We start from the raw sequence: 12,613 nt of genomic DNA, 5'->3' as shown, positions 1-12,613 counted from the left end.
GGTCGCGTATGGAACCGACAGACGCCTTCGTCGGGCTCGAGTGTGTCGACTGCGGGGCGACCGTCGACGCCGCCGTGTCCCATCACTGTCCGGACTGTGGCGGCGCGCTCGATCCGAGCTACGACTACGACGCGATCGCCCTCGACCGCGAGACGCTCGCCGACCGCCCCTTCGACTCGCAGTGGCGCTACGCGGAACTGCTCCCCGTTGCCCGCGAGTCGGCGGTGACGACGAACGAGGGGGCGACGGCGCTGGTCGACTGCCCCGACCTGGCCGCCGAACTCGGCGTCGAGCGCGTGTTGATCAAAGACGAGGGTCGGAACCCAACGGGGTCGGTCGCGGACCGCGGTGCGTCAGTGGCTGTCAGCGCGGCCGCCCAACACGGCGCAAGCGATGTCGCGCTTCCCTCGCCGGGCAACGGCGCTCAGGCCGTCGCGGCCTACGCGGCCCGTGCGGGGCTCGACACCCACGCCTACCTTCCCTCGCGATCCGGCTTTACCAACAAGGCCATGGTCAACGTCCACGGCGGGGACATGAACGTCGTCGGCGGCCGCTACGGCGACGCCGTCGACGCGTTCGCCGACGGGATCGCGGAACACGACGACTGGTACTCGCTCCGGTCGTTCGAGACGCCGTATCGCCACGAGGGCGTGAAGACGCTGTTCTACGAACTCGTCGAACAACTCGAGTGGACGGTTCCCGACGTCATCGCATACCCGACGGGGGCCGGCACCGGGCTCGTCGGACTCGCCAAAGCCGCACGTGAGTTGTGCGACCTCGGGATCACCGACGATCGTCCCGCACTCTACGCCGCGCAGGCGGCTGGCTGTGCGCCGATCGTCGAGGCGGTCGACGAGGACCGCGACGAACACCGCTCCGTCGACCACCCCGACACGATCTGTGGCGAACTCGAGATCGCCGATCCGGCGGCGAGTCCGCGCGTACTCGAGGCGATCCGCGAGAGCGGCGGCGGCGCGGTCGCGACCGAGGACCCGGATATCCTCGAGTCCGCCGCGCGGGTGGCCCAGGCAGAAGGGCTCGAACTGATCCCGAGCGCGGCAGCGGCCGCCAGCGGGGCGTGGGAACTCGCGGAGCGCGGCGCGTTCGACGGCTCGGAGACGGTCGTCATCGTCAACACCGGCGCGGGCAACAAGGAGGCCGACGTGTTGCGGAGCCATCTGATGAGTCAGGGGATCTAGGGCCCGACCGCAGTCGTCGGCGACCGATTCGGGGAGCGGCCGTCCAACCGCGACCCGGCTCCCGAATCGGTCACGAGGGCCGAACGCATTCACCGACAGAGCCTTGACGCCGAGACGAGTAGACGAACCGAGTTCAAATGTGTGAACATTCACCAGAGTGTTCGAACGGGGGCACGTGCCAGCTCGTCCTCGAGAACGGACGAACTGGTCTCGAGACCGCCGAGTACTACTGTAAGGCACACCTCGTGCTCCGGATCTGGGAAGTCGAGAACGATAGCTCGATGCGAGCTGTCAGCGCCGAGCAACTGTAGGCGCGCCACCGGACATCGACACCGGTTCACGCCCAGACACCGCACCGTCGCGCGCTGGCCGCGGGAGCGCCACTCGACGAGACCCGAAATCGGCCACCGTCGGCTCCCGTTCGGGGTGGAGACCGCCGGCGGGCCGAGGCGTGGCCGGACGCGATGCGCGACCCGCGGGACGTGGGCGTTTCGTAGCGCTTTTGCTGGTTGTCGGGAAACGACGCGGTATGACTACCCCCTGGGACGACTGGAACCACATTCTCAAGATCGACCCGGACAAGGAGCTCCCCGAGGGCGTGACCTACGGCGATCTCTGTGCGACCGGCACCGACGCGATCGAAGTCGGCGGGACCATGGGCATCACCGAGGAGAACATGAGTGCGGTCATCGAGGCCTGCGCCGAACACGACGTCGCACTCTACCAGGAACCCTCGAACCCCGAGGTCGTTCTCGAGGACAACGCACTGGACGGCTATCTCATTCCGACCGTCTTCAACGCCGGCTCGCCGTTCTGGATCACCGAGGCCCACAAGGAGTGGGTTCGGCTCGAGGGGGAACTCGACTGGGAGCGGACGACGACGGAAGCCTACATCGTCATGAACCCCGAGGCCGATGTCGCGGAGTTGACCGAGGCCAACTGCGACCTCGATGCCGACGACGTCGGCGCGTACGCGACGGTCGCTGAGCACATGTTCGGCCAGGAGATCATCTACGTCGAGTACTCCGGCACCCTCGGCGACGAGGCCGTCGTCGAGGCCGCCGCCGAGGCGACCGACGAATCGACGCTGTTCTACGGCGGTGGAATCCACGACTACGACTCCGCGTACACGATGGCCCAGTACGCCGACGTGGTCGTCGTCGGTGATCTCGCACACGACGAGGGAATCGGAGCAGTTCGAGACACCGTCGACGCGGCCAACGACGCGTAGTCCGCGAGCCGTTCCGACCGGCCGGCACACGTGACCATGGCCTCAACTGTTTTGTCGTTTCGCGGCCCATGAACGGGCATGACCCTCCTCGCCGCGTTCGACGCGTCGTCGCCGGCGCTGGCCCTCGGGCCGACCCTCGAGGCGCTGCCGTCGATCGAGATCGAACTCGAGCGCCAATACGCCCTCGATCCCGCTCGCCCTATCGCGTTCTGTCGAATGCAGTATCGTGACCACGAGGGACTCGTCCGAACGCTCGCCGACGACGATACGATCGACGAGTTCGAACGCCTCGGCGAAACCGATCGTGGGGTCCTGTACCGACTACAGCGCAGCGAGACGGACGTCATCGATGCGTACCGCGAGTGGGTCGACGCCGGCGGCGAGTTACTCGCGTGTCATGGCTCGAACGGCAGTTGGGCGGTCGAAATGCGCTTTCCGGATCGCGACGCGTTCGGCCGCTATCACGAGTTCCTCGCGAGCGAAGGCGTCTCGATCGAGTTACAGCGCCTCGCCGACGGAGACGACGGTGGCCGCTGCGGGTCCCGATCCGCGCTGACCGACGCCCAGCGGGAGGCGCTCACGCTCGCTCACGAGCACGGCTTCTTCGAGGTCCCCCGCGAGACGGAGCTGTCGGAGATCGCCGCCGAACTCGGGATCTCGAACCAGGCCGTCAGCGAGCGGCTGCGACGCGGTCAGGCACAGTTGATCGCCGACCGACTCGTCGAGTGACCCGCCGCGACGCGGTGTGTCTCACGCTGTGGTCAGGTCCCGCAGCCGCGGCAGCACCGCCGTGACGTCCTCACGAAGCACCGTCTCGGCGAGCCCGTCACACGGCGTCGGCTCGAGGTTCACGATGGCGACCGTCGCGCCGGTTGACGCGGCGAGTCGCGGGAGCGAGGCCGCGGGTTCGACGACGAGCGAGGACCCGATCGCGAGGAAGGCGTCGCTCTCGCGAGCGAGCGCTCGGGCCCGCTGAAAGACGGCGTCCGGAAGCCGGTCGCCGAAGAGCACGACATCCGGCTTGAAGACGCCCCCACACTCGCACGTCGGCGGCAGTTCGCCCGCGGCTGCGCGCTCGACGATCGGGTCACTGTCCCGGCGGGTTCCGCAGTCGGTACAGCGGACCCGCCGCGAATTGCCGTGTAACTCGAGGACGGTCGTCCCGGTCTCGGCGTCGGGGTCGCCGTCGCTCGGCCGCTCGCCGCCCGCTCCCACGGCGTCGCCGTGTAACCCGTCGGTGTTTTGAGTGAGGATCGCCTCGAGATTCCCGTCCCGACCCATCGCGGCCAGCGCTTCGTGGCCCACGTTCGGCTCGTACTCCTCGTCGAACATCGCTCGCTCGAGGGCGACCCGATCCGCCCAGAACCCCGCGGGATCGCGCCGGAACCGGTCGGCGGCGAACTGCCGCTCGTCGAATCGCTCCCAGATGCCGTCGTCGCCGCGGAACGTCGGGACACCCGAGGGAGCCGAGAGTCCAGCACCGGTAACGGCGACGACCGTGTCTGCACGTCGGATCGCGTCGGCGAGTCGCTCGAGATCGTCCATACGCGGGTACTCGGCCCGCTCGGCAAAACGGTTTCCCGCCGCCGAGGGGCCGATGTCGAGCGTTGCCGGACGGCACACTGCGGATCGGACGCGGTGAGGATCGGCGGGAGCCCCTCGGCGCGAACGACTGCGCTTAAGTTCCGCCTGCGTGAATCGGGTGGTATGCAGGATAGAACCTACACTGCCGACGCCGAGCCGGGCGACGACGTGACGGTCGCCGGATGGGTCCACGAGATCCGCGATCTCGGTGGCATCGCGTTCCTGATTCTCCGGGATACTACCGGCAAGATCCAGATCAAGTTCGAGAAAGACGAGATGGACGATGACTTAGTCGAGACAGGACTCGACGCCTCGCGCGAGAGCGTCGTCACGGTCTCCGGCGCGGTCGAGGAGGAACCGCGCGCGCCGACGGGCGTCGAAGTCACGCCCGAGTCCGTCGAGGTCATCGCGCCCGCCGACCCCGAACTGCCGCTCGATCCCTCGGGGAAAGTCGACGCCGACCTCTCGACGCGACTCGACAACCGTACCCTCGACCTGCGCAAGGACGAGGTGCAGGCCGTCTTCGAGATCCGCTCGGAGATCCTGCGTGCGGTTCGCGAGCAGTTCCGCACGTTCGACTGCACGGAGATCAACACGCCGAAGATCGTCGCGACCGGGACCGAGGGCGGCACCGAACTCTTCCCGATCACCTACTTCGGCGAGGAAGCGTTCATGAACCAGTCGCCCCAGCTGTTCAAGCAACTCATCGCCGGCTCGAACGTCGAGCGCGTCTTCGAGATCGGTCCGATCTTCCGCGCCGAGGAACACAACACGCCGCGGCACCTCAACGAGGCGACCTCGATCGACTTCGAGGGCGCGTTCTGCGATCAGAACGACGCCATGGATGTCGTCGAGGGTGTCGTCCGCGCCGCCTACGAAGCCGTCGAGAACAACTGCGCCGACGAACTCGAGGCGCTGGGCCTCGAAGACGAGTTCGGCGTGCCCGACGAGGCCTTCCCGCGCATCAGCTATGAGGACGCCATCGAGCGCATCAACGCGACGGGCGAACTCGACGAGCAACTCGTCTGGGGCGACGATCTCTCGACAGCGGCCGAGGAGGCACTCGGGCAGGACGTCGGCGGCCACTACTTCATCACGGACTGGCCCAGCGAGATCAAGCCGTTCTACATCAAGGACCACGACGACGATCCGGAGCTGTCGACCGGCTTTGACCTGATGCACCCGCGCATGGAACTGGTCTCGGGCGGCCAGCGCGAACACCGCCACGAGAAGCTCATCGAGGGCTTCGAACAGCAGGGCCTCGATCCCGACCAGTTCGAGTACTACACCAAGATGTTCAAGTACGGCATGCCGCCCCACGCCGGCTTCGGCCTCGGCGGCGAGCGCCTGATCATGACGATCCTCGGACTGGACAACATCCGAGAAGCCGTCCTCTTCCCGCGAGATCGACAGCGGCTGAGCCCGTAAGGCACTCTCCGGGAGTCGGCGAGGCGTGACGAAGGAACCGACTCGTCCAGGAGTCCGAGGCGGGAGAACAGCCGGCCCCGTCCGCCTGTATTGACGGTACGAATCGGACACTCATGGCAGTGGCTGCCTGCTCGTGGCTATTTTCCCCTCCGACTCCGATTGCGCTTGCCGCTTCGAGAGAGCCCATTCAAGGGAGACTCGAGCGAGAGACGTCTGCCCTCTCTGGGACGGCCGAACGTGTCGCGGGGAATCTTCAACGTTATATCGCTCGGCCCGAAACGGGGGGCGTAATGCGCGAGGAGGCGACGGCGTTCGTCCCCGGTCACGTGACGGGGTTTTTCAGTGCCCACCCGGACGAGGACCCGACGAAAGCCGGCTCACGGGGGGCGGGACTGACGCTCACGGACGGTGTGGAGGTATCGGTCGAACCGGCGACGGAATCAACGGTCGTTCTCGACGGGACGGAAGCCGAGGTCGAACCGGTGACGACCGTTCTCGAGACGCTCGATGCGACCGCCCGCGTCGAGGCCGCCGCCGATCTTCCGATCGGGGCCGGCTTCGGCGTTTCGGGAGCGATGGCGCTCGGGACGGCGCTCGCGGCGAACCGCGTCTTCGAGCGCAAACTCTCCGCGAACGAACTCGTCACGATCGCCCACGGTGCCGAGGTGCAGGCCGGGACGGGGCTCGGTGACGTGGTCGCACAGGCACACGGCGGCGTTCCGATCCGCCTCGAGCCGGGTGGCCCACAGGACAACAAACTCGACGCGATTCCCTCGCGGGCACGCGTCGAGTACGTCTCGTTCGGCGAACTCTCGACGGCGGACGTGCTCTCGGGCGACACCGAGGCGCTGACGGCTGCCGGGAAGGAGGCGCTCGCTCGCGTCGTCGAGGAGCCGACGCTGCTGTCGTTCATGTACGCCTCGCGGCTGTTCGCACGCGACGCCGGCCTGCTCACCGAACGGGTGACGGAGACGATCGCCGAGGTGTCGGAGGCGGGCGGACAGGCGTCGATGGCGATGCTCGGCGAAACGGTTTTCGCGCTCGGAACGGGGCTCTCCGACGCCGGATACGAGCCGTCGGTCTGTGCGACACATCCCGCCGGTGCGGTGTTGAAGTAAGGACGGACGCCGCTTTTCGGGTTCCGCTCGACCTTTCAGTGCTATCGTAGGCACGGGCCCACGCGAGCGGTCGGTCGGACCGGTGGCTCGCGCGTCGAGCGATCGGGTCGTTTTTCATCGACTACCACCAGTAATCGCTCGTGAGCGACTACGACAGCGTCTCCGCCGACATCGAAACGGAGGAGGAGATTCCGGAGGAGCATCCCAGATATCAGGACCTGCTGACCCGCCACCGGATCGAGGCGGGCGTCGAGAAGGGGATCACGCACCTCCAGGGGATGCACGCCGAGGGACGAGGCAGCGCCTTCGACTACTTGCTGGGCGAGGAGACGATTCCGAGCGCCGACGCGGCGGAGCGGGCCGCCGCCGCCCACCTCCTGCTCGCCGACCGGCCCGTGCTCTCGATCAACGGCAACGTCGCCGCGCTGGTCCCCGGCGAGATGGCCGCCCTCGCCGACGCCGTCGATGCCGACCTCGAGGTCAACCTCTTCAACCGCACGCCAGACCGGATCGAAGCCATCGCCGAGCACCTCCGCGAGCACGGCGCGGACGACGTGAAGGGGCTCGAGGCCGATGCCCGAATCCCGAACCTAGACCACGAACGATCGAAGGTCGACGCCGACGGGATCTACGCGGCCGACGTGGTGCTCGTGCCCCTCGAGGACGGCGACCGGGCCGAAGCGCTGGACGAAATGGGGAAAACGGAGATCGTCATCGACCTCAACCCGTTGTCGCGCTCGCCGCAGGTGGCGGACGTGCCGGTCGTCGACAACATCATTCGTGCGGTGCCGACCATCACCGAGCACGCCCGCGAACTCGCGGACGCCGACGAGGCCGACCTCCGGGCAATCGTCGCGGACTTCGACCGGGAACGCGCGCTCGAGGCGGCCGAGGAACGGATTCGGTCGGGTGACTTGTAGCTCCCGCCGTACACATCGGCGATGCCGGAGCCTTGGTCGGCGAATGCTCGAGCAGGGTGCGCAACCGGGTCGAGTCAGCCCTGGAGCCGTTCTAAATCGCAGACTCCTGGGAGAGAAACACTCAGTTGGTGTGTCCCTCACAAGTATAACTGTCATATGACTTGTTTACACAAAATTCAAATATATGTGACATCTATCCAAAGACATGGAGACGAGGGATACAATCCTTGCAATGATTGCATATACCCTGATAGCAGATGAGCTAGGAATAAGTGGAGTCTATTCAGAATTAATATTTATATTCTTTTCACTATCATTGTTAATATTCATATTTGTTGGAGTGATATCTGAAATAGTGGATGAAGTATCCTAGCGGCACTGTCTAATTGAGCCAGTTTGAGAAGTAATCGGTAGTTGGCCTTCTTGGGCACGATATTCGAAGACTTGCTGGGCGAGAGTGATGCGGCGGATTTAGAAGAATCTCGAAAGTGATCTCTATACTATGCGAATCTGAATACCGAACTCCATCGCTCACTCGAGTATCCGCTCACGCTCCGCAAACCCGTCGACGCTCGAGACGATGACGGACGAGACAGCCGACCGAGTGCCTTTCAGGAGGTATAAATTCCTCCTCCGGTTCCTGTCACACATGGACGCCTACGAGTTATTGACGCGAAACGCCGAGGAGGTCGTCACCGACGAGGAAATCCGTGACCTCGCGGAGGACCCCGCGGGAAAGCGGGCCTACGTCGGCTACGAGCCCTCCGGCGTGCTTCATCTGGGACACCTCCTCACCGCGAACAAACTCATCGATCTGCAGGAAGCGGGCATGGAGGTCGTCATCCTCCTAGCGGACGTCCACGCCTACCTCAACGAGAAGGGGTCCTTCGAGGACATCCGGGAGACCGCCGAACAGATGAAAGCCCAGTTCCTTGCCTACGGCCTCGACGAGGAGTTGACGGAGTTCGTCTACGGGTCCGAGTTCCAACTCGAGGACGACTACACCCTCGACCTCCACCACCTCGAGCGCGAGACGACGATGAACCGCGCCCAGCGCGCGATGGCGGAGATTCAGGGCGACGAGACGGCGAAGGTAAGCCACCTCGTCTACCCGCTGATGCAGACGCTGGACATCGAGTACCTCGACCTCGATCTGGCGGTCGGCGGCTTAGACCAGCGGAAGGTGCACATGCTCGCCCGCGAGAAGTTGCCCGACCTCGACTACGAGGTTCGCCCGGCGATCCACACCCCGATCGTCGCCAACCTCACCGACGGCGAGGGGAAGATGTCCTCGAGCGAAGGGATCACCATCTCGATGGAGGACTCGACCGACGAACTCGAGGACAAAGTCAACTCGGCGTACTGTCCGCCGACGCGGGACCCGGAGCCGAGCGAGGACGGCACCGAACGCGAGAATCCAGTTCTCGAACTGTTCGAGTACCACGTCTTCCCGCGGTTCGACGAAATCGTCGTCGAGCGTCCCGAGAAGTACGGCGGCGATCTGACCTACGACGACTACGAGGACCTGGCCGCCGACCTCGAGTCGGGCGAACTCCACCCCGCCGACGCGAAGGGGACGCTCGCGACCTACCTCGACGAACTGATCGCGCCGGGCCGGGAGAAACTACACGAGCTGCGCGACTAGTCCCGCCGGACAAACGGGTTCCAGTCCGATCGGACGCGAGAGGCAGGACGGTGACCGCTCCGGACACGAACGTGATTGTTTTGTAATGGATCGACGGGAATCCTGTTGTGCGAACTCGAGCAACCACCGCTCGATCCAGCCGATTGAAGTACGAGCGGGTCCCGTGCGGAGGCATGAACGAAACGCGACGGGCGATCATCGCAGCGCTCGCTGATGGGCCGGTGTCCGGCCCCGAACTGGCCGCGTCGCTCGATATCTCGCGGGCGGCCGTCTGGAAACACATTGAGGGGTTGCGCGAGGCCGATTTCGAGATCGAGAGCGGACCCACCGGCTACGAACTCGTCGCCGTCGATGCGTACAACGCTCCGGCGGTCGAATTCGAACTCGAGGCCCCGTTTTCGATCGAGTACCACGACTCCGTGGGGAGTACGAACGACCGAGCGCGCGAGTTGGCCGGCGAGGGCGCGACCGACGTCGTCGTCCTCGCGAACGAACAGACCGGCGGGCGCGGTCGTCTCGACCGCGAGTGGGCCGCGCCCGCGGGCGGCGTCTGGGTGAGCGTCGTGACGCGGCCGGCGATCACGCCCGCGCGGGCACCGCTGTACACGCTCGCAGCGTCGGTCGCGACCGCGACTGCCGCCCGCGAAGCGGGCGTCGACGCGCGGATCAAGTGGCCCAACGACGTGGTCGTTCCGGTCGGTGACGATGGCGACTACCGGAAGCTCGCGGGGATTCTCACGGAGATGGAGGGCCAGACGGATCGCGTGGACTGGCTCGTTGCCGGGATCGGCGTCAACGCGAACCTCGACGCCGACGCGCTGCCCGAGGGAGCGACCAGCGTCCGCGCCGAGGCCGGCGACGTAGACCGCAGACGCTTCGTCCAGCGCCTGCTCGAGGAGTTCGATCGATACCGGGGCGATCTCGAGGCGGTCGTGCCGGCGTGGCGCGAGCTGGCGCTGACGATCGGCCAGCACGTGCGGGTCGATCGCCCCGCGGGCGAGGTCGTCGGGGAGGCGATCGACGTTACGGAATCGGGGGCGCTCGTGGTCGAGACTGACGACGGGCGAGTGACGGTCTCGGCCGGCGACTGCGAGCACCTGCGGCCCGTCTGAACGGAGGTGTGTTTCGACGGCGCGGGGCGCTCGGCGGTCACACGCCGAGCAGAATCGAGCAGGCGGCCGCGGCGACGACCCAGCCCGTTCCCGTCCACGACAGGACGAAAAACGCCTCCCGGGCGCTGGCCTCGGTCCAGCCGGCACTCACGTCGAGGTGGGCTTTCATGCCCTCGATGGTTTGCCCGAGACCGACTGCGGTCGACCACGCGATGACGCCGAACCCGAGTACAAGCGCGCCGAGCGCGAACGCCGTGTCGGTCGCGGCTCGCGGCGTCCAGACGATCAAGAGCGCCAGCGAAATGGCCGCTCCAAGCGCGGCCCCGATCGCCACCCAGCGAGCGGCGGCGATGACGAGCCGACGGGTGCGCTCGATGCGGCTCCTCGAGACGGGAACGGCGGAATCAGTCGACGGCATCTCGCATGCGGGGATCTAAGGCGTCCCGCATCCCGTCGCCGAGGAGGTTGAAGCCGAGCACGGTCAGCGCGAGGAACAGGCCGGGGAAGAACGACCACCACCACGCGCCGGAGAACAGCCCCTTTTCGACGCCGTTGGCGAGCATCATCCCCCACGACGGGTCGCCGGGGTTCGCGCCGAACCCGAGGAACGACAGCGCCGCGATGTCGATGATGGCCAGCCCGTAGTTCAGCGTCGACTGGACCGTGATGGGGGCCAGACAGTTCGGCAGGACGTGACGGATCAACAGCCGCGGATCGGTCGCACCGAGCGCGCGCGTCGCCTCGATGTACTCGTCCTCGAGGACTTTCAGCGCTGCGCCGCGGACGACGCGGGCGAACCGCGGCGTGTAGACGAGCGTGAGCGCGGCGACTGCACGCCACAGGCCCAGCGACTCGGGGAAGATGGTGACGAGCGCGAGCGCCAGCAGCAGCGACGGGAACGACAGGAGAACGTCCATCGTCCGCATGATCACGTTGTCCGTGAGGTCACCGTAGTACGCTGCGACGATGCCGGCAGTGATGCCGAGGGCCGTCGACGCGAGGACGGTCGCGGTTCCGAACTTCAGCGCGTACCACGCGCCGTACAGGACCCGCGGGAAGATATCGCGGGCCTGTCCGTCCGTTCCGAACCAGAACTGGGCGCTCGGGGCTGCCTCCGTCGGGTTCGAGCCGAAACTGGTCGCGATGATGGCGTCGAGATCGTACACGAGTCGAGCGTAGATGGCGACGGCGAACAGCCCGATGATAAGGCTGAGACCCGCGACGGCGATGCGGTTCGAGAGCAGTTCCGTCAGGAACGGACTCGCGCGGATGCGATCGACGATACTGCGTTCGACGTCGGAGGAGTGGGTTTTCGTACTCATTGATCGATCCGTGGGTCAAGGACGGAGTAGGTGATGTCGACGAGGAGATTCACGATCGTGTACATGAACGCGAACACGAGGACGGTCGCTTGTACCACCGGGTAGTCGCTCTTGTTGATCGCGGACACGAGCAACGTCCCGATCCCGTTGATCTCGAAGACGGTTTCGGTCAGCACGGACCCGCCGAGCATCGACCCGAACTGGATACCGATGATGGTGATGACAGGGATGAACGCGTTCCGGAGCCCGTGTTTCATGACGGTCGTCTTCGCGCCTTGCCCTTTCGCGCGGGCCGTCCGCATGTAGTCCTGTCGGATGACTTCCAGCATCGACGACCGCATCATTCGAGAGATAAACGCCATCGAGTACACGCCGAGGACGATAACGGGCATGACCAGATGGAGGGCCGCGGACTGGAACGCCGCGAGATTGCCGGCGAGCAGGGTGTCGATCAGGATGAACCCCGTCTTCGAGTCGATGAAGTAGGTGGAGCCGATACGGCCGCTCGTCGGGAGAATACCCAGGACCTGCGCGAACAGCAGGATGAGGAGCGGTCCGCTCCAGTAGATCGGGACGCTGATGCCCGTGAGTGCACCGACTCGAGAGAAGTGGTCGGTCAGCGTGTCTTTCTTGACGGCGCTCAGGATTCCGAGCGGCAGCCCGAACAGGAGCCCCGCTATCTGCCCGAGAACGGCAAGTTCGATGGTGATCGGGAGCCGATCGGCGAGGATATCGCCGACGGCGGTCCCGCGTCGGACCTGGTAGGACTCTCCGAAGTCGAGCGTCGCAGTATCTCGGATGAAACGGACGTACTGCTCCCACAGCGGATCGGTGAGTCCGAGATCCGAACGGACCTGTTCGACGAACTCCTGGCTCGCGCGTTCGCCCGCGATCGCGATCGCGGGGTCGCCGGGCGAGAGATGGAGGATAGCGAAGACCACTGTCGCCACTCCGAACAGCACCGGACCGAGCAACAGCAGTCGTTTGGCGATGAACCGCTTTGATACCATTATGTGGAGGGATGAGTGTGTATGTTTAAGATAATTCTTGTCAA

At 65.7% G+C, this 12,613-nt stretch carries 14 protein-coding genes; 10 read left to right on the top strand and 4 right to left on the bottom strand.

The features are described from left to right. Nucleotides 1-8 precede the first annotated feature (8 nt). The 4 genes from C486_RS06155 (at nt 9) to C486_RS06145 (ending at nt 3,159) form a co-directional block, all read left to right on the top strand. A complete protein-coding gene (locus tag C486_RS06155; protein ID WP_008454254.1) occupies nt 9-1,199 on the top strand; it encodes a threonine synthase in 1,191 nt (396 codons plus the stop codon). Between the two features lie 137 nt (nt 1,200-1,336). Continuing rightward, a complete protein-coding gene (locus tag C486_RS21615) occupies nt 1,337-1,510 on the top strand; it encodes a hypothetical protein (protein ID WP_007108874.1) in 174 nt (57 codons plus the stop codon). 218 nt (nt 1,511-1,728) lie between these two features. Further along, complete coding sequence (locus C486_RS06150) at nt 1,729-2,430, top strand: phosphoglycerol geranylgeranyltransferase (RefSeq protein WP_008454250.1); 702 nt, start codon at nt 1,729-1,731, stop codon at nt 2,428-2,430. A gap of 78 nt (nt 2,431-2,508) precedes the next feature. Next, complete coding sequence (locus C486_RS06145) at nt 2,509-3,159, top strand: helix-turn-helix domain-containing protein (protein ID WP_008454248.1); 651 nt, start codon at nt 2,509-2,511, stop codon at nt 3,157-3,159. Between the two features lie 21 nt (nt 3,160-3,180). Here the strand turns inward: C486_RS06145 and C486_RS06140 are convergent, their stop codons facing one another. After that, a complete protein-coding gene (locus C486_RS06140; protein WP_008454245.1) occupies nt 3,181-3,975 on the bottom strand; it encodes an SIR2 family NAD-dependent protein deacylase in 795 nt (264 codons plus the stop codon). 162 nt (nt 3,976-4,137) lie between these two features. Here C486_RS06140 and aspS point away from each other — a divergent pair, with 162 nt between their 5' ends. The 6 genes from aspS to C486_RS06115 all read left to right on the top strand — a co-directional run bounded on the left by aspS (nt 4,138) and on the right by C486_RS06115 (nt 10,237). Then, complete coding sequence (aspS, locus tag C486_RS06135) at nt 4,138-5,442, top strand: aspartate--tRNA(Asn) ligase (RefSeq protein WP_008454244.1); 1,305 nt, start codon at nt 4,138-4,140, stop codon at nt 5,440-5,442. Between the two features lie 290 nt (nt 5,443-5,732). After that, nucleotides 5,733-6,560 (top strand): pantoate kinase, encoded by an 828-nt coding sequence (locus C486_RS06130; RefSeq protein WP_008454241.1) that lies wholly within the window; start codon nt 5,733-5,735, stop codon nt 6,558-6,560. 140 nt (nt 6,561-6,700) lie between these two features. Further along, on the top strand, nt 6,701-7,480 hold the full coding sequence (locus C486_RS06125) for a 4-phosphopantoate--beta-alanine ligase (RefSeq protein ID WP_008454240.1): 780 nt from the start codon (nt 6,701-6,703) through the stop codon (nt 7,478-7,480). 205 nt (nt 7,481-7,685) lie between these two features. Then, nucleotides 7,686-7,853, top strand: coding sequence for a hypothetical protein (locus C486_RS21305; RefSeq protein ID WP_155945781.1), 168 nt, complete (start codon nt 7,686-7,688; stop codon nt 7,851-7,853). A gap of 276 nt (nt 7,854-8,129) precedes the next feature. Then, the gene (locus C486_RS06120) at nt 8,130-9,125 is read left to right on the top strand and encodes a tyrosine--tRNA ligase (protein ID WP_008454238.1); all 996 of its coding nucleotides are present in this window, start codon (nt 8,130-8,132) and stop codon (nt 9,123-9,125) included. Nucleotides 9,126-9,298: 173 nt separating this feature from the next. Next, nucleotides 9,299-10,237: a biotin--[acetyl-CoA-carboxylase] ligase gene (locus tag C486_RS06115; RefSeq protein ID WP_008454236.1), complete on the top strand. Its 939-nt coding sequence runs from the start codon at nt 9,299-9,301 to the stop codon at nt 10,235-10,237. A 37-nt stretch (nt 10,238-10,274) separates the two neighbouring features. Here the strand turns inward: C486_RS06115 and C486_RS06110 are convergent, their stop codons facing one another. Genes C486_RS06110 through C486_RS06100 form a run of 3 tightly spaced genes read right to left on the bottom strand, consistent with a single transcriptional unit; the run spans nt 10,275 to nt 12,569 of the window. After that, complete coding sequence (locus tag C486_RS06110; protein ID WP_008454234.1) at nt 10,275-10,655, bottom strand: DUF7268 family protein; 381 nt, start codon at nt 10,653-10,655, stop codon at nt 10,275-10,277. Next, nucleotides 10,642-11,559, bottom strand: a complete 918-nt coding sequence (locus C486_RS06105) for an ABC transporter permease (protein WP_008454232.1) — start codon at nt 11,557-11,559, stop codon at nt 10,642-10,644. The genes C486_RS06110 and C486_RS06105 overlap by 14 nt, the downstream gene beginning before the upstream one ends. Next, complete coding sequence (locus C486_RS06100) at nt 11,556-12,569, bottom strand: ABC transporter permease (protein ID WP_008454229.1); 1,014 nt, start codon at nt 12,567-12,569, stop codon at nt 11,556-11,558. The genes C486_RS06105 and C486_RS06100 overlap by 4 nt, the downstream gene beginning before the upstream one ends. Nucleotides 12,570-12,613: the final 44 nt, after the last annotated feature.

Source organism: Natrinema gari JCM 14663, assembly GCF_000337175.1.
GTDB classification, from domain to species: domain Archaea; phylum Halobacteriota; class Halobacteria; order Halobacteriales; family Natrialbaceae; genus Natrinema; species Natrinema gari.
Note: the sequence above shows the minus strand (reverse complement) of the source record. Positions and strands in the feature narration are given on the sequence as shown.